A 26,101-nucleotide genomic window follows, 5' to 3' on the forward strand; every position below is an offset into this window, starting at 1 on the left:
CATGGCATCCTTCTTGTGCATGTCATCATCAGCCAGTGCCGCGCCAGCGAGCGCGACACCCAGGATGCAGACCATGACAAGTGACGGCCGACGATAGTGCTGCTTCATGACAACCTCCGATAAGTAGGCGGCGGTTCCCCTCGGGAACCGATGAGCGCAACGCGCTCACGAAGAAACCGACCCGCGTGCGTGGTCGGTTCGTTCGTCCACCGTACGTGCGGCAAGCTGTCGATGGCATGACCCCGACATTACGATGCCGCAATCTCCTCGTAATACGACGCCGGCACTGGAGGAAGGTCCTACCGGAAGAAAGTGCCACTTCGGATGCCACTCTGTTCGCGTTCAAGAAGTGACAAGATGATTACGCAAATGTAATGACTGGGTCATTCAGCTGTAAGCAGGCCCTTCCTAGGATGATATCGGGCGTTCCTCCCCTCAGCCACCAGGAGATTGTCATGAAATCCATCAAAGCGTCGTGGGTCATTTTGTTGTGTGCGATGTTCGCAGTAGCCGTTCCGGTCTACGCGCAGCAGCCCACCGAAGAACCGATCGTGAAGCTGCTCAACGATATGGCGGACAAGCCGGAGAATCATCTGGCCATCGCCGCGTACTACCGCACGCTGGCCGGCGACGCGCTGGCTGAAGCCGAGAAGCACAAGGCGATGCGCAACACCTATCGGCACGACCACCAGAACTTCAAGTCTGGAGCTGCCACGGGGCAGTCGATGGCACGGCACTGTGACCGGCTGACCAAGCTCCAGGAAGAGACCGCCGCAGAGTACGAGGCGCTTGCAAAGCTCCATGAAGCTGAGGCGGCAGCGAAATAACAGCGAGACGGTTAGACGTCAAATACCCCGCTCCACCGATCGACGGGAGCGGGGTATTTTTGCTCCATAGACGCCAACCTTGGAAGGAGCATGGCTGGCGCCAAGGCGAAGATGAAGGCGAAGCAGCGTTAACGGGAACGCTCTGAGAGCAACTGCTTCATCTGAGCGATATCCTGCGTTTGGGAGGCAATGATGTCCTGGCGTAGCTTGGCCAGTTCGGGATCCTTGAGGCGGTTCTCCTCACACATCAGGATCGCTCCCGCGTGATGCGGAATCATGGAGCGTATGAACTGCCGGTCTGTGACGGCAGCCTGGCTGCGAATGCCCCACCAACAGAACAGCATGAATACCACCGCCGCGCCGGCAAGGATCAGGTTTCGCCGACGATCCGGGTACATTCCGGACATGAGCCACAACTCAATGAGCAGCATGGGAGAGGCCATCAGGCCTGCCATGTAGAACTGATTGATGTTGTTGTAGACATTGGCCCACTGATCGACCATGGAATACATCAAGGCGTACATGGCCAAGAAGGAGAGCGCCATCATCAACAGCAAACGGCCATAGTGGCCCTGATGTTGCGGCTGGGCGTTCTCGTGCTTTCCGTGCGAAGTGGACATCACGATCTCCGTGAGAACTCGGAGCGAGTCTATACCCGCCCCCTGATAACGGGAGGTGACCACCAGGACTTCATCTGCTGACGCTTCAATTCCGCTGCGTTCGCCAGGTTTTCTTGAATCTATGTTCGATGCGCAACGTTTCTCAGTGCTCATGGGCGAGAGTGCTGTCAGGCGATAAGCCCGCCGAGCGGTTTACCCAAGGAAGTGACTTCAACTGCAGCTACCTAGAGCGATCTGGTTATTTCTTCCGACTGACGGTTCTAACTTGATACCGACCGACTTCGACGTCGGCGTATAGCTGCGCGCGCCGAAGCTTTCCAGTGGCACCAGCGGGTTGGTTTCCGGGTAGTAGGCGGCAGCCTGACCCGGCGGCGTGTCGTAGGCGAGCAGGGTGAAGCCGCTTACGCGCCGTTCGATGCCGTCGTCCCATAGCGAAACCAGATCGACCTGCTGGCCGGCTTCCAGGCCCAGCCGCTGGATGTCGGCCGGATTGACGAACACCACCTTGCGCATCCCCTTGACGCCGCGGTAGCGGTCGTCCAGGCCGTATAGCGTGGTGTTGTACTGGTCGTGGGAGCGTAGTGTCTGCAGGATCAAATCGGCCTTCATGCCCGGCCAGCGGGCCTGCTCGGGCAACAGGTCGGCCGGCAGCGCATGCGCCTTGAACTCGGCGCGGCCGCTGGCGGTGTTCCATTCCCGGCGCGCGGCCGCGTTGCCCAGATAGAAACCGCCAGGGCGATGCAGGCGGTGGTCGAAGCCGGCGAAACCCGGGATGGTCGCCGCGATCAGCTCGCGGATTCGTGCGTAGTCCTCCACCAGCCAGAGCCAGTCCACCGGGCGCTTGCCCAGCGTGGCGGCGGCGATACCGGCGACGATGGCCGGCTCCGAACGCATCTGCGTCGACAGCGGCTCCAGCTGGCCCCGGGAGGCGTGGATCATGCTGAACGAGTCCTCCACGGTAACCGCCTGCGGGCCGCAGGACTGGCGGTCGATGTCGGTGCGGCCGAGGCAGGGCAGGATCAGCGCGTCGCGGCCCATGGTCAGGTGGCTGCGGTTGAGCTTGGTGCTGATCTGTACGGTCAGCGCGCAGTTGCGTAGCGCTTGCTGCGTGCGCGGGCTGTCCGGCGTGGCCTGGGCGAAGTTGCCGCCCAGGCCGATGAACACCTTCACCTCGCCGGCCAGCATGGCCTGGATGCACTTCACCGTGTTGTGCCCTGGCTGGCGCGGCATCGGCAGGCCGAACTGGCGCTGCAGTGCATCGAGCAGCGCAAGCGGCGGCCGCTCATTGATGCCCATGGTGCGATCACCCTGCACGTTGCTGTGGCCGCGCACCGGGCAGGCACCGGCCCCAGGCTTGCCGAGGTTGCCGCGCAGCAGCAAGAGGTTGGCGATCTCCTGGATGGTCGCCACCGAATGATGGTGCTGGGTGATACCCATGGCCCAGCAGACGATGGTCCGCCCGGCGTCGCGGTAGATCGCGGCGGCCTGGCCGATCGCGTCGCGTTCGAGCCCGGACTGCTGCTCGATCTGCGCCCACGGCGTGGCATCGATCGCCTCCAGATAGGCATCGACGGCATGGGTGTGCTCGGCGATGAAGTCGCGATCGAACACCGCCGGTCCGCCGCTCCCCAGCGCTTCGCGTTCCCATTGCAGCAGGTACTTGGCGATGCCGCGCAGTATGGCCAGATCGCCGCCAAGGTTGGGGCGCAGGTAGAGGCTGTGGGTTGGCGCGTCCTGGTTGGCGAGCATCTCGATGGGCTTCTGCGGATGCTGGAATCGTTCCAGGCCGCGTTCGCGCAGTGGATTGAAACAGACCACCTGGGCACCGCGCTCCAGCGCCTGGCGCAGCGGTTCGAGCATGCGTGGGTGGTTGGTGCCGGGGTTCTGGCCAAGTACGAAGATCGCATCGGCGTGGTCGAAATCTTCCAGCGTTACCGTGCCCTTGCCGACGCCGATGGACTCGGTCAGGGCGACGCCGCTGGCCTCGTGGCACATGTTCGAGCAGTCGGGAAAATTGTTGGTGCCGAAGCTGCGGCCGAATAGCTGGTAGAGATAGGCCGCTTCGTTGCTGGCCCGACCGGATGTGTAGAAGGCTGCCTGGTGCGGGTTGTCCAGGCCGTTCAAGTGTCGTGCGATCAGCGCAAAGGCATCGTCCCAGCTGATCGGCCGATAGCGGTCGCTGGGGGCGTCGTAACGGACCGGTTCACTCAGGCGGCCCTGGTATTCGAGCCAGTAATCGCTCTGCTCGCGCAACTGGCTGACGCTGTGGCGGGCGAAAAAGGCTGCATCCACGCGGCGGCGCGTGGCTTCCCAGTTCACCGCCTTGGCGCCGTTCTCGCAGAACTTCACCGCGCCGGCCTCCGGCGAATCGCCCCAGGCGCAGCCGGGGCAGTCGAAGCCGCCGTTCTGGTTGGTCTTGAGCATGGCGCGGATGTTCTTCAGCGCATTGCCGCTGTCGAGCCAGGCGCTGGCCACGCTGCGCAGGGCGCCCCAGCCACCAGCCGGGCTGGCGTAGGGCTGGAAGCGGGTGGCGGGATGGAAGCGGGACGTGCGGCTCATGGGTGGCATCCGTTCTGGTCGGGCAGAGCGGGAGCGGGGCTGTAGACCCGCGGCGCGCTGTGGTGGGGCAGATGAATGAGGTTGAGGTGGTGCTGGCGCGCCCACTGCACGGTGAGCTGGGTCGGTGCCGAGAGACTGACCAGCGTGCCGATGCGGGCGCGCACGGCCTTGTGGATCAGTTCCAGGCTGCAGCGGCTGGTGACCACGACGAAGCCTTCGCTCGGCCTGCGGCGTTGCAGCGTCAGCGCGCCGATCAGCTTGTCCAGCGCGTTATGCCGGCCGATGTCCTCACGGCAGAGGGCGATCTCTCCGTTGCCGTCGACATACAGCGCCGCGTGCAGCGCACCGCTGTCGTGAGCCAGCACCTGGGCGCTGGCGATGCGCTGGCGCAGCTCATGGAAATGTCCTTCGGGCGGCAGTGCTGCCGGCTGCAGCGGCACCAGCCGCGGCAGTGCCTGATCGAGCGCATCCACCCCGCAGAGCCCGCAGCCGCTGGTGCCGACGAGCTGGCGACGCTGCTGCTTGAGTGACCAGAACGCCCGCGGGCTGACCTGCACCTCCGCGCGGCGGGCGCTGCCGTCGCCGAGCAGGCGCAGGTCACGCAGGTCATCGAGCCGCTCGATCAGCCCGCCAGCGACACTGAAGCCGACGACGAACTCCTCCAGATCCTGCGGCGTCACCATCATCACGGCGTGGTTCAGACCGTTGTAGCTGATGGCCAGCGCGCATTCCTCGGCCAACAGCGCAGCGCGTGCGTCGTGCGGTTCGGCGGGATCGGTGGTGTTCAGAGTGGCGTAGCGGTCCAGGCTGCGCAGGCGCATCGACAGGGTCGGCTGGCTAACGTGGCGGCGCGCCGCCGCCTGGCTGAAATGCCGCGTTTCGTCGAGCGCCACCAGGAATTCCAGCTGCTTAAAATCCATTTGCCGACATCCAGCACAAGGTTTGTTCAAAGGCCGAATCAGTCTCGTCTCCAGGGGAAAGCCGACTTCGGCGCGCATGGCCTCGTTTCGCTAACGCTCCTAGCGTTCTGAACCGCAAGGCCGTCACCATAACCACTGCCAAGCTGCGTGGAAATCTCGCCTGCTGTATGCAGAAGCAACTGCAAGCACTGTGATCGCACCGCTTCGTTGTCCAGGACTGCCTCGGGACCCGAGAGGTTGATCGCCGCGACGATGCTGCCGGTATGGTCGCGCACCGCGGAGGCAATGGCGGTGGAGTAGTCCGACCGATGCAGGACCCAGCCGCGCTCGCGGTCTTCGCCAAGCAACTGCGCCAGTTCCGGCAGGGATTTGGGCGCGGGTGGTGGATAGTCGTCCAGGCGCACGCGCTGGTAGAGCTGATCCAGGGTGTCAGCGGGCAGTTCGCTGAGCAGGATGCGGCCCATCGCCGTGCAGTGGCAGGGGATGCGCGTGCCGATGGGGATGTTCACCGACAGGCGCTGGGCGGCGAAGGCGCGGTAAAGGTACAGCGATTCGGTCTGCTCGCGGATGGCCAGGTGGCAGGACAGGGAGGTCTTGTCACGCAGGGTGTTCAGCAGCGGCATGGCGACATCGACGATATCGCGACTGGCGAGATAGCTGAAGCCGTTGCTGATCAGCTGGGTGCCCAGTTCGTAGGTGTTGCGGTCGATCTTGCGCAGGTAGCCCATCTCCGAAAGCGTGAAAAGGATCCGGTAGATCGCTGAAACGCTGACGCCGAGGCGGGCGGCGATTTCGTTGGAGCCGAGGGTGCGCTGCACGCCATCGAACATTTCGAGGATGCGCAGGCCGCGTTGCAGCGCAGGCACCCAATAGTCGTTTTCCGGTAACTCGGCGTTTCCGGCTGTCATGGGACCTCCGTGTGATGGCTGTGAGATGGACGGCAGATGGGTTCCTCGGGCCGGTTGGCTTGGGTGATCAATACGGCGCTTGCTGCCGCTGGGTACGGTCGCCGGGCGAACGAGCTTGGCCATGGCCCGCCCGGCGACAGCTGCTTCATGCCAGGGCGTCCATGCCTACCGGCTTGCCACCGAACTCGGCCATGGCGTCGAGCAGCGCGTCCCAGAGATAGCTCGCCGAGGCACGGTCGCAGAGGATATGGAAGCCGGGCAGAGCGCAGCTGCCGGTGTTGAGCACCAGCACGTTGATCCGCGCCGCCGAGGTTTGCGCCACCGCACCGCGCGCAAAGGCTTCGGCACGCAGGTCGACGCCGCAGAGCTTGGCCATCACCTCGGCGACGTGCGCTCCAGTCTGCAGCAGCCAGGCATGGCTGTCCTGGCGCGGCAGCAGGTAAACGGCGCTGGTGCCGAAGGTCCAGTCGGCTTCCGCACGCGCGACGCGCTTGCCGGCGTCCGTCAGGCTGCCGAGCAGCAGGTACTCGGTCTGCGACAGCCGCGCCACATGGCTGCCGTCGGCCTGGGTGACGACCCGGTTGGGTGCGGACGGCAGGCTGAAGCCGCAACGCTCCAGCCAGGCGGCAGCTTCTGCCCCGCGAAAGCCCACCCGTGCCAGGTTGGTGAGGTCGACCAGGCCGCAGCGCTCGGCCTGGGCGGTTTCGTCGCCGCCGTAGCTGGCAACGATCGCGCTGTCGCCGAGCTGACCGAAACAGGCGCCGGCATGCTTGCGGTAGAGCGGACTGCGTTCCGTGAAATGCTGGGGATCGAGTGCCTGCATGCTTACAGCTCCTGACGTTGGTTCTGGGGATCGAAGAACGGCAGCTTGACGACGGTCGCCTGGACCACTTCGCCGCCTTCGACGCGAATGGGAATGAGACTGCCGGGCTCGGCCTGGTGCGCGCCGGCATAGGCCAGGCCGATGATCTGGCCGAGGGTCTGGCTGTATTCACAGGAGGTGACGTTGCCGGAGATGTCCGGCCCGTTCAGCACCAGATGCCCTTCCAGTGGCTGGCTGGCGCCCTTGGGCAGGGTGAAGCCGACCAGCTTGCGGCGCAGCGGCTGCTTTTCCAGAATCTCCACCGAGCGTTTGCCGACGAAGAACGGCTTGCTGCGGGCGATGGCCCAGGTCATGTCGATCTCGGCCGGGGTGGTCATGCCGTCGGTGTCCTGGCTGATGATCACGTGGCCCTTTTCCAGACGCAGCAGGCGCTGGGTCTCGACGCCGAACGGGCGGATGCCGTCCTTCTCGCCGGCCTGCATCAGCGAATCCCAGAGGTACTCGCCGTAGCGCGCCGGGACGTGAATCTCGTAGCCCAACTCGCCGACGAAGCCGACGCGCATCAGCCGGGCGGGGATGCCGAGCACGGTGCCCAGGCGCACGCCGAGATAGGGGAAGGCGTCGGCGGACAGGTCGACGTCATGACAGACCTTGCGCAGCACCTGCCGGGACAGCGGGCCGGCCAGGTTCACAGCCGCCAGCGCGGCGGTGACGTTGGTGACGTCCACGTTCAGCCGCCATTGGGCGTTCCACTTGAGCATCTGCTGGTAGATGCGATCGACCCCGCTGGTGGTAGCGGTGACGTAGAAATGGTCGTCGGCGAAGCGCGCGCAGACGCCGTCATCGATCACCACGCCTTGCTCGTCGGTCATCAGCGCGTAGCGCGAGCGACCGACCGGCTGCTTGAGAAAGGCGAAGGTGTACAGGCGGTTGAGCAACTCGGCGGCATCCGGGCCGCGCACGTCCAGCCCGCCGAGGGTGGAGACGTCGATCAGGCCGACCTGCTCGCGCACGTGGCGCGCCTCGGCCTGCATGCAGGCGTCGCGCTCCTCGGGCTTGCCGTAATAGGCGGGGCGCTGCCAGACACCGGCAGGCATCATCTTGGCGCCCAGCTCCAGGTGGCGGTGGTGCATCGGCGTCTGCCGGTAGGGATCGAAACCGCGGCCGGCGACGTGGGCGAGCTTCTCGGCCACGAATGGCGGCCGTGCGGTGGTCACGCCGGTCTCGCTGACGCTGCGCCCGGTGGCTTCGGCCACCAGGCGCGCGGTGGGCAGCGCCGAATGGCGGCCCTGGGACGGACCCATGCCGACGGTGGAAAAGCGTTTGACCAGTTGCACGTCGCGATAGCCGTGGCGGGTGGCGTTGACGATGTCACGCACCTGCAGGTCTTCGTCGAAGTCGACGAATTCCTTGCCCTTGGGATGAGCAAAGATCGGCCAGGGAAAGTTCGGCGATACCTCGGCGAGCGGGCTGCCGGTCACCGTTGGCGGGTTCAGGCCCAGGGCGGTGCAGGCCCTGGTCGCAGCCTCCCGGGCTTCGAGCAGCAGGTTGTCGAGGCTGTGGCGGCCGTTGACCGAGCCGGCGGCCTGTAGCCCGGCGGGCAGGCCGCTCAGGGTGAAGGTGGCGCGGCTATCGTCGTAGGCCAGCTTGCCGCCGGCCTGGCAGAGCAACTGGTAGACCGGCATGTAGCCGGCGGACATGCAGACGAGGTCGCAGTCGAGCTGAAGGCTTTTTTCGGCCACCCGGCCCTTGCCGACGATGCGGCGGATGTCCACCCCGCTGACGTGGCGCATGCCCCTGGTGTGCAGCGCCTCGTACACCGTGCTGTTCAGCTCGCATCGAATGCCTTGCGCCTGCACCGCAGCAAGCAGGCTGCTGTCGCTGGGCTGCGGGCGCATGTCCACCAGTGCGGCGACCTGCACGCCGGCCTCGATCAGGTCGAGGGCGGCCAGGTAGCCGTCGTCGTTGCCAGTGAGCACCACGCCGCGGTGGCCCGGCTGGACCGCGTAGAGCTTGATCAGGCGCTGGGCGGCGCTGGTGAGCATGATCCCTGGCAGGTCGTTGTTGCGAAACACCACCGGCTGGTCGAACGCGCCAGCGGCGACGATGCATTGCCTGGCGCGCACCTTGTACAGGCGCTTGCCCTGAATCACCGGCAGGTAGTGCTCGGTAAACCAGGCATTGCAGGTGGCCTCCAGCATGATCTGGATGTTCGGATGGCTCTCTACGGCGCTGACCAGCTTCTGCCGCAGGCTTTCGGCGCGCTTGCCGTCCACATCAAAACGACCCCAGGCCAGGGCGCCGCCCAGATACGCCTGCTGTTCGATCAATAGCACCTTGGCACCGGCGTCGGCGGCGCTCAGCGCCGCTTCCAGGCCGGCCGGGCCGGCACCGACCACGGCAAGATCGGGGAACAGGAACGCCTTGTCGTAGTACTCGGGCTGGAAGTTCACGTCGAGCACGCCGAGACCGGCCTTCTTGCGGATCAAGGGCTCCCAGCGATTCCAGATGCCCTTGGGCTTGTAGAAGCTGCGGTAGTAGAAACCCACCGGCATGAACCGGGAAAACCTGCCGAGGTACGCATCACGGTCGTTGTCCAGGCTGCCCGAGACGTTCTGCGCGGTGACCTGCTGGCCGGCCGCAAGCGGCTCCATGTCGGCCAGCACGTTCGGCTCGTGGGGCAGTTGCACCAGGGTGTTGGCATCCTGGCCGGCGAGGGTCAGCGGGCCGCGCGGGCGGTGATACTTGAACGAGCGCGAGAGCAGCCAGCGGCCGTTGGCGAGCAGAGCGCTGGCGATGCTGTCGCCCTTGAGGCCTTGGTAGGTCTGGCCATCGAAGCTGAAGCTGACCGGCTGCCCGCGGTCGATCAGCAGGCCCAGCGGGGCGGGTAGGCGATTGAAGGCCGTCATGCGTTGACCTCCTGTCTGGCCGGGGCGGCGCTGAACTCAACGCGGCGGGTGAAGAGTTCCTTCGGGTCGAAGGTGCGGAGGATTTCGTCGCTCACCGTGTGGCGCTCGGCGAGGAACCAGTAGCTGGAGGCGTTGTGCATCCACCACTCGATGACCACGCCGGCGCGGTTCTCCTTGTTGAACACATAGTCGGCCCATTCTTCATCGGAGCAGGTGTTCTGATCGGGCATGGCCTTAAGTTCGCCGCCATAGGTGAATTCGCTGATGTTGCGTGGCCCGTTGAGCGGGCAGGGCATGATCTTCATCGGGATGTCCTCAATGGCTGGCGGCGGTGGCGCCCATCTCGTTGACCTGCTGGAAGCGCGAGAAGCGGGCGAGGCTGAACGGCGCGATCAGCTCGGGCACCTTGCCGCCGTTGGCGACCAGTTCGGCCATGGTCTTGCCGCAGATCGGCGTGGACTTGAAGCCCCAGGTGCCCCAGCCAGCGTCCAGGTAGTAGTTGTCGATCGGCGACAGACCCATGATCGGGCTGTAGTCGGGGGTCATGTCGGTGATGCCGGCCCACTGACGCATCAGCTTGGCGTTGGCGAGGAAGGGGAACATCTCGATGGCGTGCGCCAGCAGACCTTCCTTGAGCTCCAAGGTCGAGCGGGTGTTGTAGAGCGGGTAGGGGTCGGAGCCGCCACCGATCACCACCTCGCCGCGGCCGGTCTGCTGCACGTAGCAATGCAGGGCGGACGAGCTCACCAGCGGATCGAGGAAGGGCTTGAACGGCTGGGTCACCATGGCCTGCAGCGGGTAGCTGTGGATCGGCGCGCGGATGCCCAGCTTGTTCAGCAGCAGCGAGCTGTGGCCGGCGATGGCCTGCACCACGCAGCCGCACTTGATCGTGCCGCGGTTGGTCTTCACCGCGGTCACCCGGCCGTTCTCCACGACGAAATCCTGCACCTCGGTAAGCGGGTGGATCTCCACCCCGCGCTTGGCGGCTTGTTTGGCGTAGCCCCAGGCCACCGCGTCGTGCCGCGCGGTGGCGCCGTCCATGTGCCAGAGGCCGGCGAGTACCGGAAGGTGGCCGGGGTCGAGATTGAGCGTCGGCACCAGCTCGCGGATCTGCTGGCGATCGATCATCTCGGTGCGCCCGCCGAAGTGCTTGTTGACCTCGGCACGCTGGCGGAAGGCACGCACCGTGGAGTCCGTGTGGGCCAGGGTCAGCTGGCCACGCTCGGAATACATGATGTTGAAGTCGAATTCGTTGGAAAGGCCCTGGAACAGCCGCACCGACTCGGCGTAGAACTTCACGCCCTCGCTGGTGAGGTAGTTGGAGCGAATGACCGCGGTGTTGCGCGCGGTGTTGCCGCCGCCCAGGTAGGACTTCTCCAGCACCGCGACGTTGGCCACCCCGTGGTAGCGGGCCAGGTAATAGGCGGTGGCCAGGCCGTGGCCGCCACCGCCGATGATCACCACGTCGTAGGCCGGCTTCAGCTCCGTCGGCGGCGGCAGGTCGACCTCCGCCGGGTACTCGGAGGACAGCCCGTATTTCAGCAGGTTGAAAGGCATGTCGACTCCTCGGCGGACCGTGCGGCCGCCTGTTTGCGCTGCTGGCGCGCAGCAGTGACGGTGTTCTGCATGAGCAGGGCAATGGTCATCGGGCCGACGCCGCCGGGTACCGGGGTGATGGCCGACACCAGCGGCAGCACGCTGTCGAAATCGACGTCGCCGACCAGCCGGGTTCGGCCGTCTTCCTCGATGCGGTTGATGCCGACATCGATCACCACGGCGCCGGGCTTGATCCAGGCGGCGTCGATCATCCGTGGCCGACCGACCGCGGCGATAAGGATGTCTGCCTGCCGGCTCAGCGCCTGTGGCTCGCGGCTGCGCGAATGCAGGACGGTCACCGAGCAGTCGGCCGCCAGCAGCAGTGCGGCCATCGGCTTGCCGACGATGTTGGAGCGGCCGACCACCACCGCGTGCTTGCCCGCCAGGTCACCGAGTCGATCGCGCAGCAGACGCATGCAGCCGGCTGGTGTGCAGGGCGTCAGCACCGGACGGCCCTGGCTGAGTCCGCCGACGTTGTCGCTGTGGAAGCCGTCGACGTCCTTGGCCGGGTCGATTGCCTGCAGCACCAGGCGTTCGTCGATGTGCGCCGGCAGCGGCAGCTGCACCAGGATGCCGTGCACCCTGGGGTCGGCGTTCAGCCCGGCGATCATCTCCAGCACGGCCTCGGCGGAGCTGTCGGCCTGCATGCGGAACTCCAGCGAGCGAATACCGGCCTGCTCGGCGCGCAGCACCTTGTTGCGCACATAGACGTGGCTGGCCGGGTCGTCGCCGATCAGCACCACCGCCAGGGCAGGCTCCAGGCCTTCGGCCTTGAGCGTCGCGACCTCGGCGGCCACTTCCTCGATCACCTGCGCGGCGGCGGCCTTGCCATCGATGAGTTTGTCGCTTTGCTGAGTGTTCACCGGAAGATCACCGTCTTGTCGTGGTTGAGGAATACGCGGTGCTGGAGGTGGAACTTGACCGCCTTGGAAAGCGCCACGGTCTCGGTATCGCGACCGATGGTCACCAGATCGTCCGGCTTGTACGCGTGATCGACGCGCTGGACCTCCTGCTCGATGATCGGCCCCTCGTCCAGGTCGCTGGTCACGTAGTGCGCCGTGGCGCCGATCAGCTTGACCCCGCGGTCGAAGGCCTGGTGGTAGGGCTTGGCACCCTTGAAGCCGGGCAGGAAGGAATGGTGGATGTTGATCGCGCGGCCGGCGAGCTTCTTGCAAAGGTCGTCCGAGAGAATCTGCATGTAGCGCGCCAGCACCACCAGTTCGGTGCCGGTGTCCTCGATGATGTTCATCAGCTCGGCTTCCTGCTGCGCCTTGTTGTCGCGATTGACCGGCAGGTAGATGAAGCGGATGCCCTCGCGTTCGGCCATGGGGCGCAGGTCGAGGTGGTTGGAGACGATGGCGGTGATCTGCATATCCATCTCGCCCTTGTGGTAGCGATACAGCAGGTCGCTCAGGCAGTGGTCGAACTTGCTCACCATCAGCAGGACGCGCATGGGTTGCGCGGTGCTGTGCAGTTCCCAGTCCATGTCGAACTTGCCGGCGACATCGACGAAGCCGCGCTCAATCAGGTCGATGTCGCCGTCCAGGCCGGTGTTGAAGCGAAACACAGCACGCATGAAGAACCGGCCGCTGAGCTCGTCATCGAACTGGGACATTTCGCTGATGTAGCAGCCGTGTTCGGACAGAAAGCTCGTCACCGAGGCGACGATGCCAGAGGTGGCCGGGCAGCTGATCTTGATGATGAATTGTTCGTGTTGCATGTCGAGTCCTCAGGAAGGGGCGGCAGAGGGCAAGTGCAATGTTCATCGGTGAACAATGTGTTCAGGTGCGAATATTTTTAACTGCTAGGAATATATCTTTCGCTTGAGTGGTTTTATAAGCGAACGGATCCTTCAGGTCCATACCGTTAGGAAAAAAAATATCTCACCAGGAATTTTTCGGGTGCGGCTCTGGGAGCGCAGAAGGCCGGCGGGGCTTGAGGCGAGGAGGGCCAGGAAGGCAGGGCGGGTGCAACCCGCCGACGGGGCGCCGTCCTGAGATATGTCGAGCGGGTGTTACCCGCCCGACGACCGGTAGGGTTCAGGCGTTCCAGCCCATTCCTACTCCTTGTCGTAATTCATGATCGAAAGCAGGCGAATCGGTACCTGGACCAGTTTCTCCGGGCCGTGGGGGACTTCGCCGTCGAAGGTCAGGCTGTCGCCGGCTTGCATCGGATAGAGCTGGTTGCCGTGGCGATAGACGAGTTCGCCATCAAGCAGGTGGATGAATTCGGTGCCGGGATGGGCGAAGGTCGGGAACTCCTCGCTGGCGTCATCCATGGTGATCATGTACGCCTCGAAGCTCTTCTTCGGGCCGCGGGTGTGATTGAGCAGGTGATAGGTGTGGCCCTTCTCCGTGCCGCGTCGCACCACTTCCATGCCTTCCCCCTTCTTGACCAGCAGCGCACTGCCGCCTTGCTGGTCGTACTGGCTGAACAGCTTGGACATGGGCATCCCCAGCACGTCGCAGAGGCGGCTGAGTGAATCGAGGCTGGTGGAGACCTGGGCGTTCTCGATCTTGCTGAGCATGCCCTGGCTGATGCCGGCAATGCGTGCGACATCGGCGATCTTCAGGCCCTGGGCCTGGCGCTGCCGCTTGAGCTGGATGCCTAGGTACTGCTCGAGCTTCAGGCGCGGTTCGTTGTCGGTCGATCTGGTCATGTGAGGCCGTGCGATTTCAGTGCTTCGAATGATCGGCGCGCACCATCAGTGAGCGGTCAGGGCCAAGCCCGTTCGGCCTTTGCAGGCGCCGGTTTCGTCCAATGAAAACATTTTTCCTCTGTATATAGAAGAAACACGGGTTCCAGCGGCTTTTCGCGCGCAGGCGAATCTTGGCAAGCGGCTTGCATTTCCTTTAGCGAAATAAAAATTCTCTTCCGGAATATGTTGGCGATACCAAGGAGCGAACGACGATGTTGCCCAGTGAAACCCAACGAATCATCGATCAGCACGGCATCAGGTATGTGCTGGCTCAGTTTGTCGATATCCACGGTTCGGCCAAGACGAAGTCCGTACCGGTGTGTGGCCTGGAATCGGTCGCCGAAGTCGGCGCCGGCTTCGCCGGTTTCGCCATCTGCGGCATGGGCATGGAGCCCCACGGACCGGACTTCATGGCGCGCGGCGACTTGCAGACCCTGACGCCGGTACCCTGGCAACCGGGTTACGGCCGCGTGCTGTGCATCGGTCATGTGGATGGCAAGCCCTGGCCGTACGACAGCCGCTACGTGCTGCAGCAGCAGGTGCGCCGGCTCAGCGAGCGCGGCTGGACCCTCAATACCGGGCTCGAGCCCGAGTTCAGCCTGTTCCGCCGTGATGGCGAGGGCCATCTGCAGCTGGTGGACGCCAGCGATAACCTGGACAAGCCCTGCTACGACTACAAGGGCCTGTCGCGCTCGCGGGTCTTCCTCGAACGCCTGACCGAGGCGCTGCAGGCGGTGGATTTCGAGATCTACCAGATCGACCACGAGGACGCCAACGGCCAGTTCGAGATCAACTACACCTACAGCGACGCCATGACCTCGGCGGACCGCTTCACCTTCTTCCGCATGGCCGCCGGCGAGATCGCCAACGAACTGGGCATGATCTGCTCCTTCATGCCCAAGCCGGACCCCAAGCGTGCCGGTAATGGCATGCACTTCCACCTGTCGATAGGCAGCGCCAGCAACAAGAACCTTTTTCACGACGCCAGCGACCCGAGCGGCATGGGCCTGTCGAAGCTCGCCTACCACTTCGCCGCGGGCCTGCTCGCCCACGCGCCGGCGCTCTGCGCCTTCGCCGCGCCGACGGTGAACTCCTACAAGCGCCTGGTGGTGGGGCGCTCGCTGTCCGGTGCGACCTGGGCGCCGGCGTTCGTCGCCTACGGTGCCAACAATCGCTCGGCGATGGTGCGCATTCCCTACGGGCGCATCGAGTTCCGGCTGCCGGATGCCGGCTGCAATCCCTACCTGGTCACGGCCGCGATCATCGCTGCCGGCCTGGATGGCATCGATCGCCAGCTCGACCCCGGCGCGCCCTGCAACGAGAACCTCTACGACCTGGGGCTGGAAAGGATCGCCGCGCGCGGCATCCAGACCCTGCCGCAGTCGCTGAAAGAAGCCTGCGACGCGCTCCAGGCCGACCCGTTGTTCCGCGAGGTGCTGGGCGCGGAGATCGTCGACGAATTCCTCAAGCTCAAGCGCATGGAGTGGGTGGAATACAGCCGGCACGTCTCGGACTGGGAAATCCAGCGCTACACCGAATTTTTCTGAAAGCCGCTGGATGCCGGGGAAGGTGACGCCGGACGAAGCATGTCTGCGGCAGCCGATCTCGACCCTCCAGCCTCCCGAATGCAGTGAGGACATCTATATGTGTGGAATCGTGGGGCTCTATTTGAAGAACCCGGCGCTGGAATCCCAGCTCGGTGCGCTGTTCGAGCCGATGCTGCTGGCGATGACCGATCGCGGTCCGGACAGCGCAGGCTTTGCCATCTACGGCGATGAAGTCAGGGAGGGCTGGGTCAAGCTGACCCTGCAGAGCAATGACGCCAGCCTTGACTGGAAAAGCCTGATGGGCGCGCTGGAAGGGCGCCTGGGTTGTTCGCTGGACTGGTTCACCAATGCCAGCGCGGCGGTGCTCAAGGTCGCCGCGGAGGAATCGGCGGTGCGCGCGGCGCTCAGGGAGCTGGCGCCTGGCGTGCGCATCATGAGCGCCGGCCAGAGCATCGAGATCCTCAAGGGCATGGGCCTGCCGCGCGAAATCGCCGAACGCTTCGGCCTGGCGAAGATGAAGGGCAGCCACATCATCGGGCACTCCCGCATGGCCACCGAAAGCGCGGTGACCATGGAAGGCAGCCATCCCTTCACCACCGGCGACGACCTCTGCCTGGTGCACAACGGCTCGCTGTCCAACCACTTCCGCCTGCGCCAGGAACTGCGCCGCCACGGCATCGAATTCGAGACGGAAAACGATACCGAGGTCGCCGCCGGTTACCTGACCTGGCGCCTGCAACAGGGCGACAGCCTGCAGCAGGCGCTCGACCACGCCCTCGAGGAGCTGGACGGCTTCTTCACCTTTGCCATCGGCACCCGCAACGGTTTCGCGGTGATCCGCGACCCCATCGCCTGCAAGCCGGCCATCCTCGCCGAGACCGACGACTACGTGGCCATGGCCTCGGAGTACCAGGCCCTGGCCAGTCTGCCCGGTATCGACAAGGCCCGGGTCTGGGAGCCGGAGCCGGCCACCCTGTACATCTGGGAACGCGCATGAAGCGAGCTCGCCCACAGCCCGCCATGTGCACTGCAAGTGCAACGGAAGGCTGTGTACGACTCCCGACCCTCGGAGTTTGAAACCCATGAAAACCATCGATTTGTCCGTATCCGCCGTGCGCGATCTCAATCAGGCCCTGCATGAGCAAGTCAGCCAACTGGACGACCGCGAATGGGTGGTCACCCACCCGGATGGCAAGCACAACCTGGCCGTCGGCGTGAATGCCGCCCTGTCCATCGATATCCAGGGGCATGCCGGCTACTACTGCGCCGGCATGAACCAGAAGGCCACCGTCACCGTGCATGGCAACGTCGGCGTCGGCGTGGCGGAAAACATGATGTCCGGTGCTGTACGCGTGAAGGGCAGCGCCTCCCAGGCTGCCGGCGCCACCGCCCACGGCGGCCTGCTGGTGATCGAGGGCGATGCCGGCGCGCGCTGCGGCATCTCCATGAAGGGCATCGACATCGTCGTCGGCGGCAGCATCGGCCACATGAGCTGCTTCATGGGCCAGGCAGGCCGGCTGGTGGTCTGCGGCGATGCCGGCGACGCGCTGGGCGATTCGCTCTACGAGACGCGCATCTACGTGAAGGGCTCGGTGAAGTCGCTGGGCTCGGATTGCATCGAGAAGCCGATGCGCGCCGAGCACCTGGAAGAACTGCAGGAGCTGCTCAACCGCGCCGGCTTCAAGGAAGACCCCAAGGCCTTCAAGCGCTACGGCTCGGCACGCCAGCTCTACAACTTCAAGGTCGACAACGCCTCGGCCTACTGACCCCCGTTTCGCCGGAAGCGGCGGTGCAGCTGACGCCTGCCTCTTCCTGCCAAGGAGTACATCCATGAGCGAGAAATTCCCCCCGGTGCTGCGCGAGTCCGCCACCTTCGATCGCCTGACCATCCAGGAAATCCAGCGCGCCGCGGAAACCGGCATCTATGACATCCGCGGCGGCGGCACCAAGCGCAAGGTCCCGCACTTCGACGACCTGCTGCTGCTCGGCGCCTCCATGTCGCGCTACCCGCTGGAAGGCTACCGCGAGAAGTGCGGCACCGACGTGGTGCTCGGCACCCGCTTCGCCAAGAAGCCGATCCACCTGAAGATCCCGGTCACCATCGCCGGCATGAGCTTCGGCGCACTGTCGGCGCAGGCCAAGGAAGCCCTCGGTCGCGGCGCCAGCATCGCCGGCACCAGCACCACTACCGGCGACGGCGGCATGACCCCGGAAGAGCGCGGCCAGTCGCAGCACCTAGTCTACCAGTACCTGCCGTCGCGCTACGGCATGAACCCGGACGACCTGCGCAAGGCCGATGCCATCGAGATCGTGCTGGGGCAGGGCGCCAAGCCGGGCGGCGGCGGCATGCTGCTGGGCATGAAGGTGACCGAGCGCGTCGCCGGCATGCGCACACTGCCGATCGGCGTCGACCAGCGCAGCGCCTGCCGCCACCCGGACTGGACCGGCCCGGATGACCTGGCGATCAAGATCGCCGAGATCCGCGAGATCACCGATTGGGAAAAACCCATCTACGTGAAGATCGGCGCCAGCCGCCCGTACTACGACGTCAAGCTGGCGGTGAAGGCCGGCGCCGACGTGATCGTGCTCGACGGCATGCAGGGCGGCACCGCGGCGACCCAGGAAGTGTTCATCGAGCACGTCGGCATCCCCATCCTCTGCGCCATCCCGCAGGCGGTGCAGGCGCTGCAGGAGATGGACATGCATCGCAAGGTGCAGCTGATCGTCTCCGGCGGCATCCGCACCGGCGCCGACGTGGCCAAGGCCATGGCGCTGGGTGCCGACGCGGTGGCCATCGGCACCGCCGCGCTGATCGCCCTGGGCGACAACCACCCACGCCTGGACGACGAACTGAAGAAGATCGGCTCGGCCGCCGGCTTCTACGACGACTGGCAGAACGGCCGCGACCCGGCCGGCATCACCACCCAGGACCCGGAGCTCTCCAAGCGCCTCGACCCGGTGGAGGGCGGCCGCCGGCTGGCCAACTACCTGCGCGTGCTGGTGCTGGAAGCGCAGACCATGGCCCGCGCCTGTGGCAAGTCGCACCTGCACAACCTCGACCCCGAGGACCTGGTGGCGCTGACCGTGGAATCGGCCGCCATGGCGCGGGTGCCGCTGGCCGGGACCCACTGGATACCGGGCCAGCAGTTCTGACCGGCAAGGAGGCGCCGGCCGCGTAGCGGCGCCTCTGCACGGTTCTATCCCGCCGTGATTGGGCATCGCACGACAGGATGTTCACGAATTCCGATGACGTTTGAGGAGCTACACCATGACGACCACACTTCACGCTTCGCTCGCACCCGCTTCGCCGCTGCTGCGGCGCCTGCGCGCGGCCCTGCCGCTGCTGCTGATGGCCTTCGCGCCACTGGCGCTGGCCGAGGAGGCGACGCTGGATACCGGCGTCACCGCCTGGATGATGACCGCCACGCTGCTGGTGCTGTGCATGTGCCTGCCGGGCCTCGCCCTGTTCTACGGCGGCCTGGTGCGCGCCAAGAACATGCTTTCGCTGTTCTCGCAGTGCTTCGCCATCGCCGGCGTGATCGGCGTGCTCTGGGTGCTCTACGGCTACAGCCTGGTGATCGACACCAGCGGCATGGTCGAGGGTGAATTCAGCTTCAACAGCTTCGTCGGCGGCCTCGATCGGGCCATGCTGGCGGGCCTGAATGGCGACAGCCTGGTGCTGGGGATGCCGGAAGGGGTGTTCATCACCTTCCAGATGACCTTTGCCATCATCACCCCGGCGCTGATCGCCGGTGCCTTCGCCGAGCGCATGAAATTCGTCGCCGCGCTGCTGTTCATGGCGCTGTGGTTCACCTTCGTCTACGCGCCGATGGCCCACATGGTCTGGGGCGGTCCGGGCGCGCTGATGCACAACTGGGGCGTCCTCGATTTCGCCGGCGGCACCGCAGTGCACATCAACGCCGGCGTCGCGGCGCTGGCCGCCTGCCTGCTGCTCGGCAAGCGCAAGGGCTATCCGCACGAGATCCGTCCGCACAACCTGCCGCTGGCGATGACCGGCGCGGCGCTGCTGTGGGTCGGCTGGTTCGGCTTCAACGTCGGCTCCGCGGCCGGGGTTGGCGGTATCTCCGGCATCACCATGCTCAACACCCAGTTGGGCGCCTGTGCCGGCATCGTCGGCTGGATGCTCGTCGAACTGCTGAAGACCGGCCGCCCGAGTGCCCTGGGCCTGGCGTCCGGCGCCATCGCCGGGCTGGTCGGCATCACACCTGCCTGCGCCTACGTCGGGCCGGGCGGTGCGCTGGCCATCGGCCTGCTCAGCGGCGTGCTGTGCTACCTCGCAGTCACCTCGCTCAAGCAGCGCCTAGGCTATGACGACAGCCTGGATGTGTTCGGCCTGCACGGCGTCGGCGGCGTGGTCGGCGCCATCCTCACCGGCGTGTTCTGCGTGCCGGAGCTGGGCGGCTACGTCGAAGGCAGAGAGATCATTCCGCAAGTCTGGGCACAGCTAAAGAGCGTGCTGTTCACCTTCGTCTACTGCTTCGCCGTCAGTTGGGTGCTGCTCAAGCTGGTCGACAAGCTGGTCGGTCTGCGCGTCGACGAACAGGCCGAGGACATAGGCCTGGACCTCGCCGAGCACAACGAGACGGCCTACAACCACTAGGGGGTACGCAACGCCGGGTTCTGCCCGGCGTTGCGCTTTGGCGGTTTCGTAGCCCATGGACGGAGCCGCTGCGGAGTGAAGCGCGCACGGCGCGGGTTTCCGCCACGATCAGTACCAGGCGCGGCGCAACGGTAGCCCGGTCGCCGACGAGACGGCTCCAATCGCAGGCGGAGGCTGGGAGCCGCGAGGCGCGAACAAAAAAGGGGGGCGCCGATTCGGCGCCCCCCTTTTTCTACCGCAGTCCCGCTTACAGGGTCTTGGAAACCGAGACCACTAAGGTCGCGTCGCAGTAGTCGTCCTTGCCGACGAAGCCTGCGCATTCGCTGCCGCTCAGGCTGGTGTCGCTGTAGGTCAGGCCGAAGTCGAGGCCGACCAGCGTCTTGCTCAGGCCGATGGACCAGTCGTTGTAGGAATCGTCGTTGCCGAAGGTGGCGTCCTTGAAATCGTACTTGCCGTACTGCAGGGCCAGGCCGACGTCGTAGGGCAGGGCGTACTCATAGTAGACGTAGGAGTAGAGGGTGGTGTCGCTGCCGCCGAAGTCATCGGAATAGGCCGCACCGACCGTGAGGCCGTAGGCGCTCAGGCTGCCGTAGTACTCGCTCAAGTTCAGCGCGCTCTCGCCTGGGTAGTCGTACTTGATCCAGCCCAGGTCGTAGGAAATGTTCTCGGTGATGTCGTTGCCAAAGCCCAGGTAGTAGTCGAACTCCACCGAAGCGTCACCGCCGAAGTCGACGTTGGAAGCCCAGGTGCCAATGTACAGGCCATTTTCATGGGCCACGTCCAGACCGCCCTGGATCGCGCCGTTGCCCTGGGTCTGCGAAATGCCACGGAAGATGTAGTCCGAGGTCAGGCCGACGTTCATGCTGACGTCGAAGTCGCCAACAGGGCTGGAGAGGGTTTCGGCGACGGCGAAGCTGCTGGCGGTCACGGCGCTGGCGGCAGCGGTGGCGAGAGTCAGTTTCTTGAGCATGGTGGTATTCCCTAATGGTGGCGCCGGAAATTCAGTAGCCCGGCGGGTAAGTCGGCAACAGCTCGGAAGCAAGCTGAACGGGCTTTGCATATCCCTTGCCACTTCGAGAAATGCGTCTGTTTTCAGCGGCTTAGCTAATTTTTTCAGGGCTTGGAGCCAGCCTCCGTGGCACGCCTGGCATGGTCCTGCACTTTTCTGGAGCGCACTGGCGCGAAGGGTGACGCCAAAGGGCGCACAGGACATCGGCCGCGTGCCTCGTGACGGTGCGGGCTGCGCGGCGTGGCGGGCGCCATATGGGCAGGCGAGGAGTGCCCCCTTCCGATCCACGCCGCCCGAACCTTGTGCAGTAAAAATGCAGAACAGCCTGTCGGTCGCCACTTACAGCGCACTGTTCCGCCAGTAACTCCTTCCACATCAGCAACTTGAAAAATCGTGGCATGCAATGTGCTTTCCCTGTGAGAAGAAAATGTTCTCGATAGTAAATTTATGAGGGTGCGATAGCCTTTGGCGTCCGCCTTCGCAGACACAGGGGAGCTTGAGAGATGAGTGTCGAAGAGGCAGTCGCGATGTACAGCAAACCGGCCTACCCGGCGCTGCCATCGCTATTGGGTGCGGGGAGGCGATTGCTGGTGATCCAGAACGCCAGTCTGGCGGAAGCGGCGCGTCTGCATGAGCAGCTGAGCGCCGACGGCCAGCCACTGGAGCTGGCTAGCCTGCACGGCGAGGCGGCGTGGACCGGCCAGCAGGTCAGTTGTGGTGCGTTCGCGCTACTCGAAGTGCGCCTACTGATCCTGTTGTCATCAGCGCCCGTCGGCACCCGCCTGTATATCTGCGGTGACGAGAGCTTTCTCTGGCAGGTCAGCCGCCTGGCACGCGAGAGCGGCCTGCTGGATGAAGAGATCGAGCGGGTCAAGGTGGGTAGCGCCCGCGAGCTGTATTGCGTGCACTGCGCCACGCAGCAGTGCATCGGAACGGAAACTACGGTGATCTGCAGCGGCTGCGGTGTGCATCTGATGGTGCGCGAGCACTTCTCCCGCCGGCTCGGTGCCTACATGGGCGTCTGCCTCGATGCGCAGCGGCCACATGGGGAGGGCCGGCCATGAGCGCAGCGATAGCTGTCCGCGTCGCGCGGATTCGCCAGCTGACGCCGCTGGTGCGGGAATTCACCTTCGAGCCCGTGCACGGCAGGCTGCCGGGCTTTTCGCCCGGTAGCCATGTGCTGGTGCACATGCCTGACGCGCGGCGCCCGCTGAAGAATGCGTACTCCCTGCTCGGTGACCCGGCCGATTGCCGCCAGTACCGCATCGCCGTGCGGCTCGCCGAGCGGTCGCGTGGTGGGTCGCGCTACCTGCACGAGAAGGTCGCTGAGGGTGATGAGCTGCAGCTGTCGCCGCCGGCCAACCTGTTCGCGCCGAGCAAGCTGGCGCGCCATCACCTGCTGATCGCCGGGGGCATCGGCATCACCCCGTTCATGGCCTACAGCGCCGACCTGCAAGCCCAGGGCGCCAGCTTCGAGCTGCATTACGCCTTTCGCGCCGGGTTGACCGACGCCTACCGGGACGAGCTGCGTGGCCAACTGGGTGAGCGCCTGCACGGCTACGACGCAACGCAGCGCCAGCGCCTGGACGTCGCCGCGCTGCTACGCGCCCAGCCGCTCGGCACTCATGTCTATGTCTGCGGGCCGCAGCGCCTGCTCGACGAGGTGCGCGAACAGGCCGCGGCGCTGGGCTGGCCGCAGAGTCGCGTGCACTGGGAGGCCTTCGCCACCGCGGAGCCGGGCGAGCCCTTTGTCGCCACCTTGCAGCGCAGCGGCCGCCAGTTGCAGGTGTCGGCCGAGGCCAGCCTGCTGGAAACCCTGGAGGCCCACGGCGTGGAAGTCCCCAGCCTGTGCCGGGGCGGCGTCTGCGGCCTCTGCGCAACGCCCTATGTGGCTGGCGAGGTGGTGCATCGCGACCATTTCCTCTCCGCCAGCGAACAAGCCACCCGCCTCATGCCCTGTGTTTCGCGCGGCCGTTGCGGCAGCGCGCTGACGCTCGATCTCTAGGAGCCCGCCATGCCTGTGACCCTGAAACCCGTCGAGACCTATCGCGACGACTTCACCTTCCGCAACAGCCCCGAGGCCATCGCGCGCTTCCCGTTTCCCTTCCCCGAGGACAGCTACATGTATTCGGTGAACATCGAGCCGGCGACGCCGCGCGAACCGGGTTCGGTGTTCGAACACTGGTTCGATATCGACGAGCATTACCGCTCCGAGATGGCCGAACGGGCGCGGGTGCTCGAGCGCGATCCAGATCGCTGCCTGGTCATGCCGCACATGCAGCAGGCGGCCTGGGACACCCTTGAGATGCTGATGACCCACCTGGCCGCCGACTACCCGCAGTGGTTCGAGCTCGAGCGCGACGGCAACCACTGGACTTGGAGCAACCATGCGCTGGACCTGCGCCAGAGCTTCGTCTTTGGCGATCCGGACACGCTGCCCTGCGAGCCGCTGGAGTACATCACCCGCCAAGTGCAGGGCGATTTCGCGCTGCTCGACCAGCGCGACGGCAACCTCTGGATGGATGCCGGGATGGTCACCTGCCCGGCGGACTGGTCGATCAAGTTCGACGCCGGCATGAATTTCACCCAATGGCATTCGCCGGTGCCGATGGCGCATCAGCTGGGCGTGTTCGAGCGGGCGCTGAAATACCTGCTGAACATTCAGGTCGACCATCCGGTGCGTCGCCTGAACTGGACCATGACGGTTAACCCGCGCCTGGATACCTCCTCGGAAACCTTCCACGAATGGGGCGCCGAGCGCGCCCAGGTCACCGCCGAAAACGTCGCCCGAATGGTGCATCTACGGGTGGAGCTGCAGTTCATGCCGCGGCTGCCGCGCAGCAATGCGCTGCTGTTCGGCATCCGTACCTACCTGATCAGCCTCGAGGAGCTGGCCAGCAACCCGGCCTGGGCCTGCCGCCTCCACCGCGTGCTGCGCGACCTGCCGGAGGCGATCGCCGACTACAAGGGGCTGACGCTCTACCGGCAGACGGTGGTGGACTGGCTGCGCCAGTTCGACCCGCAGGCCTGCGCCGCCTGACCGACGTTTTCATTCAGGCCTGAGCGCAGGCCTAACCACTGGAGAAAAGACATGGCAAATTCCTGGCGCATTTCAGCCCTCGCGCATCGCCACCGTGCCCTCGGCTCGGCGCTGGAAGACTGGAACGGCATGGGCACCGCCTGGACCTATGGCGCGACCTCGTTGAGCGAGGCCCACGAGGCGATCCGGACGCGGGCCGGGCTGATGGACGTATCTGGGCTGAAGAAGGTGCACTACGTCGGCCCGCATGCCGAGTCGCTGCTGGAGTACGCCACCAGCCGCGACATCTCGAAGATCTACCCGGGCAAGTCGGCCTACGCGACCATGCTCAACGAGGCCGGCAAGTTCGTCGACGACTGCGTGATCTACCGCACCGGCCCCAATGCCTTCATGGTGGTGCATGGCGCCGGCAGCGGCCACGAGATGCTGGTGCGTTCCGCGCAGGGGCGCCAGGTCGCGGTACTGTTCGATGACGACCTGCACGATCTGTCGCTGCAGGGGCCGCTGGCGGTGGATTTTCTCGCCGAGCACGTGCCGGGGATTCGCGAACTGCCGTACTTCCACCATCTGCAGACGCGGCTGTTCGGCTGCTCGGTGATGATTTCGCGCACCGGCTATACCGGCGAGCGCGGCTACGAGATCTTCTGCAAGGCCGCCGATGCGCCGTTGCTCTGGGACAGCATCCTGGAGAAGGGCAGGACGCTGGGCATCATTCCCTGCGCCTTCACCGCCCTCGACTGGTTGCGGGTGGAGAGCTACCTGCTGTTCTTCCCCTACGACAATTCGGAGAAGTACCCCTTCGCCGACCAACCGGCCGGCGACACCCTCTGGGAGCTGGGCCTGGACTTCACCGTGTCACCGACCAAGGGCGAGTTCCGCGGCGGCGCCGAGCATGCGCGGCTCAAGGGGCGCGAGCGCTTCAAAATCTTCGGCGTGCTGCTGGAGAGCGACCGTCCGGCAGCGGAAGGCGACACCCTCTGGGCCGAGGGGCGGCAGGTGGGCGTGATCACCTGCGCCATGTACTCGAAGCTGAGCAACAGGTCGATGGCCATCGCCCGCCTTGACGTGCCCTACGCCGAACAGGGCGCGCCGCTTGAGGTGCGTGGCAGCCTCACGGCCCGCGCCATCGCCCACACCCTGCCGTTCGACGATCCGGAGAAGAAGAAGCGCACCGCCAAAGGCTGAACCTTGGCCACCAACGCAAACGGGCGCGCAGCAATGCGCGCCCGTTTTGCCATGTGATCTGCAAACTTCCGGAGCTGACCGATGATGAGTGCCTTGAGTGGTGGCTGGGGACTGCTGATCCTCGCCGGGCTGAGCGAGATCTGCTACGCCGCGGTGATTCCCAGGACCGATGGTTTCACCCGGCTGTGGCCGACGCTGTACTGCGTGTTCTTCATCAGCCTGAGCCTCTGGCTGCTATCGATGGCCGCGCGCTCGCTGCCGATCGGCACGGCCTACGCGGTATGGGTCGGCATGGGCGCGGTGGGCACCGCGCTCTGGGGCATCGCCTTCTTCGACGAACCGGCCAACGCCGCCCGGGTCATCTGTCTCGGGTTGATCGTCGCCGGGGTGGTGGGGTTGAAGGTGTTTTCGGCAGGGTAGGCATGTACGCTAGGCGCGGGGGGTGCAAGCCCGCCGCGCTGGTTTGGTCAGGTCGCACCGCCCTACGCTGGTCGACCCTGGCTGGTGGGGTTGAAAGTGTTTCGCGGGGTTGGGCGGGTGCAACCCGCCGAGTAGAAGTCGGGGTCTTCCGACTGCAAGCTACAAACCGCACGCTGACCACTTCTTGCAGCTTGCAGCTTGCAGCTTGAGCTTGCAGCGTCCCTCAATGCTTGAGCTTTTTCGGCTGCGGGTCGGCGTAGCTGTGTTTCTCGTGAATCATTGTTGCCACTAGCAGGCCGTTGAAAAACTCGGCTTCAACTGCCCCAACCCGTCCGGTTTGGCGCTTTTTCAAGCGCTTTGGCCTAACGGAGTCCACACAAGGCCTGACTTCAGGCCTTTTTGACAGGTTTCAGCACCAC

The 26,101-nt window shown here is 65.2% G+C and carries 23 protein-coding genes; 11 read left to right on the plus strand and 12 right to left on the minus strand.

What is annotated here, in order from left to right; genetic code table 11:
- Positions 1 to 455: 455 nt before the first annotated feature.
- Positions 456 to 827, plus strand: a complete 372-nt coding sequence (locus IEG05_RS20995; protein WP_063540372.1) for a hypothetical protein — start codon at positions 456 to 458, stop codon at positions 825 to 827.
- A gap of 128 nt (positions 828 to 955) precedes the next feature.
- Here IEG05_RS20995 and IEG05_RS21000 read toward each other — a convergent pair whose 3' ends face one another.
- The 11 genes from IEG05_RS21000 to IEG05_RS21055 all read right to left on the minus strand — a co-directional run bounded on the left by IEG05_RS21000 (position 956) and on the right by IEG05_RS21055 (position 13,821).
- Positions 956 to 1,600, minus strand: coding sequence for a DUF305 domain-containing protein (locus tag IEG05_RS21000; protein ID WP_224742938.1), 645 nt, complete (start codon positions 1,598 to 1,600; stop codon positions 956 to 958).
- A gap of 57 nt (positions 1,601 to 1,657) precedes the next feature.
- Entirely contained in the window at positions 1,658 to 4,006 is a 2,349-nt protein-coding gene (locus IEG05_RS21005) for an FdhF/YdeP family oxidoreductase (protein ID WP_046622176.1), read from the minus strand.
- Entirely contained in the window at positions 4,003 to 4,926 is a 924-nt protein-coding gene (gene fdhD / locus IEG05_RS21010; protein ID WP_224742939.1) for a formate dehydrogenase accessory sulfurtransferase FdhD, read from the minus strand. Before fdhD ends, IEG05_RS21005 begins: the two co-directional genes overlap by 4 nt.
- Positions 4,927 to 4,964: 38 nt before the next feature.
- The gene (locus tag IEG05_RS21020) at positions 4,965 to 5,834 is read right to left on the minus strand and encodes an IclR family transcriptional regulator (protein ID WP_079384146.1); all 870 of its coding nucleotides are present in this window, start codon (positions 5,832 to 5,834) and stop codon (positions 4,965 to 4,967) included.
- Between the two features lie 145 nt (positions 5,835 to 5,979).
- Positions 5,980 to 6,657 (minus strand): sarcosine oxidase subunit gamma, encoded by a 678-nt coding sequence (locus IEG05_RS21025; RefSeq protein ID WP_080950622.1) that lies wholly within the window; start codon positions 6,655 to 6,657, stop codon positions 5,980 to 5,982.
- Positions 6,658 to 6,659: 2 nt separating this feature from the next.
- Positions 6,660 to 9,566 carry a 2Fe-2S iron-sulfur cluster-binding protein gene (locus IEG05_RS21030; RefSeq protein ID WP_033987466.1) on the minus strand — a complete coding sequence of 969 codons (2,907 nt, stop codon included), beginning with the start codon at positions 9,564 to 9,566 and terminating at the stop codon, positions 6,660 to 6,662.
- Entirely contained in the window at positions 9,563 to 9,871 is a 309-nt protein-coding gene (locus IEG05_RS21035; protein ID WP_003152113.1) for a sarcosine oxidase subunit delta, read from the minus strand. The genes IEG05_RS21030 and IEG05_RS21035 overlap by 4 nt, the downstream gene beginning before the upstream one ends.
- A 10-nt stretch (positions 9,872 to 9,881) precedes the next feature.
- Positions 9,882 to 11,123: an FAD-dependent oxidoreductase gene (locus IEG05_RS21040; protein WP_046622173.1), complete on the minus strand. Its 1,242-nt coding sequence runs from the start codon at positions 11,121 to 11,123 to the stop codon at positions 9,882 to 9,884.
- On the minus strand, positions 11,105 to 12,025 hold the full coding sequence (folD, locus tag IEG05_RS21045) for a bifunctional methylenetetrahydrofolate dehydrogenase/methenyltetrahydrofolate cyclohydrolase FolD (RefSeq protein WP_003152108.1): 921 nt from the start codon (positions 12,023 to 12,025) through the stop codon (positions 11,105 to 11,107). The genes IEG05_RS21040 and folD overlap by 19 nt, the downstream gene beginning before the upstream one ends.
- Positions 12,022 to 12,882, minus strand: coding sequence for a formyltetrahydrofolate deformylase (gene purU, locus IEG05_RS21050; RefSeq protein ID WP_003152107.1), 861 nt, complete (start codon positions 12,880 to 12,882; stop codon positions 12,022 to 12,024). Before purU ends, folD begins: the two co-directional genes overlap by 4 nt.
- 339 nt (positions 12,883 to 13,221) lie before the next feature.
- Complete coding sequence (locus IEG05_RS21055) at positions 13,222 to 13,821, minus strand: helix-turn-helix domain-containing protein (RefSeq protein ID WP_023100518.1); 600 nt, start codon at positions 13,819 to 13,821, stop codon at positions 13,222 to 13,224.
- Positions 13,822 to 14,072: 251 nt separating this feature from the next.
- Between IEG05_RS21055 and glnT the strand changes: the two genes are divergently transcribed.
- The 5 genes from glnT to IEG05_RS21080 all read left to right on the plus strand — a co-directional run bounded on the left by glnT (position 14,073) and on the right by IEG05_RS21080 (position 20,028).
- Entirely contained in the window at positions 14,073 to 15,407 is a 1,335-nt protein-coding gene (gene glnT, locus IEG05_RS21060) for a type III glutamate--ammonia ligase (RefSeq protein WP_023100519.1), read from the plus strand.
- A gap of 97 nt (positions 15,408 to 15,504) precedes the next feature.
- On the plus strand, positions 15,505 to 16,404 hold the full coding sequence (locus IEG05_RS21065) for a class II glutamine amidotransferase (protein WP_003152103.1): 900 nt from the start codon (positions 15,505 to 15,507) through the stop codon (positions 16,402 to 16,404).
- Between the two features lie 85 nt (positions 16,405 to 16,489).
- A complete protein-coding gene (locus IEG05_RS21070; RefSeq protein ID WP_003152101.1) occupies positions 16,490 to 17,173 on the plus strand; it encodes a GltB/FmdC/FwdC-like GXGXG domain-containing protein in 684 nt (227 codons plus the stop codon).
- A gap of 64 nt (positions 17,174 to 17,237) precedes the next feature.
- Complete coding sequence (locus IEG05_RS21075; RefSeq protein WP_023100520.1) at positions 17,238 to 18,560, plus strand: FMN-binding glutamate synthase family protein; 1,323 nt, start codon at positions 17,238 to 17,240, stop codon at positions 18,558 to 18,560.
- A gap of 196 nt (positions 18,561 to 18,756) precedes the next feature.
- On the plus strand, positions 18,757 to 20,028 hold the full coding sequence (locus IEG05_RS21080; RefSeq protein WP_046622187.1) for an ammonium transporter: 1,272 nt from the start codon (positions 18,757 to 18,759) through the stop codon (positions 20,026 to 20,028).
- A 247-nt stretch (positions 20,029 to 20,275) separates the two neighbouring features.
- Here IEG05_RS21080 and IEG05_RS21085 read toward each other — a convergent pair whose 3' ends face one another.
- Complete coding sequence (locus IEG05_RS21085; protein ID WP_046622168.1) at positions 20,276 to 20,998, minus strand: TorF family putative porin; 723 nt, start codon at positions 20,996 to 20,998, stop codon at positions 20,276 to 20,278.
- 542 nt (positions 20,999 to 21,540) lie between these two features.
- Here IEG05_RS21085 and IEG05_RS21090 point away from each other — a divergent pair.
- The 5 genes from IEG05_RS21090 to IEG05_RS21110 all read left to right on the plus strand — a co-directional run bounded on the left by IEG05_RS21090 (position 21,541) and on the right by IEG05_RS21110 (position 25,682).
- A complete protein-coding gene (locus tag IEG05_RS21090; RefSeq protein WP_052742231.1) occupies positions 21,541 to 22,101 on the plus strand; it encodes a dimethylamine monooxygenase subunit DmmA family protein in 561 nt (186 codons plus the stop codon).
- Complete coding sequence (locus IEG05_RS21095; protein ID WP_045633416.1) at positions 22,098 to 23,042, plus strand: PDR/VanB family oxidoreductase; 945 nt, start codon at positions 22,098 to 22,100, stop codon at positions 23,040 to 23,042. The genes IEG05_RS21090 and IEG05_RS21095 overlap by 4 nt, the downstream gene beginning before the upstream one ends.
- 9 nt (positions 23,043 to 23,051) lie before the next feature.
- On the plus strand, positions 23,052 to 24,077 hold the full coding sequence (locus IEG05_RS21100; RefSeq protein WP_045633415.1) for a heme-dependent oxidative N-demethylase family protein: 1,026 nt from the start codon (positions 23,052 to 23,054) through the stop codon (positions 24,075 to 24,077).
- A gap of 51 nt (positions 24,078 to 24,128) precedes the next feature.
- Positions 24,129 to 25,262 carry an aminomethyl transferase family protein gene (locus tag IEG05_RS21105; protein ID WP_046622162.1) on the plus strand — a complete coding sequence of 378 codons (1,134 nt, stop codon included), beginning with the start codon at positions 24,129 to 24,131 and terminating at the stop codon, positions 25,260 to 25,262.
- A gap of 81 nt (positions 25,263 to 25,343) precedes the next feature.
- Positions 25,344 to 25,682: a DMT family transporter gene (locus IEG05_RS21110; protein WP_023100523.1), complete on the plus strand. Its 339-nt coding sequence runs from the start codon at positions 25,344 to 25,346 to the stop codon at positions 25,680 to 25,682.
- Positions 25,683 to 26,101: the final 419 nt, after the last annotated feature.

It is taken from the genome of Stutzerimonas kunmingensis, from assembly GCF_014764705.1.
GTDB lineage: Bacteria > Pseudomonadota > Gammaproteobacteria > Pseudomonadales > Pseudomonadaceae > Stutzerimonas.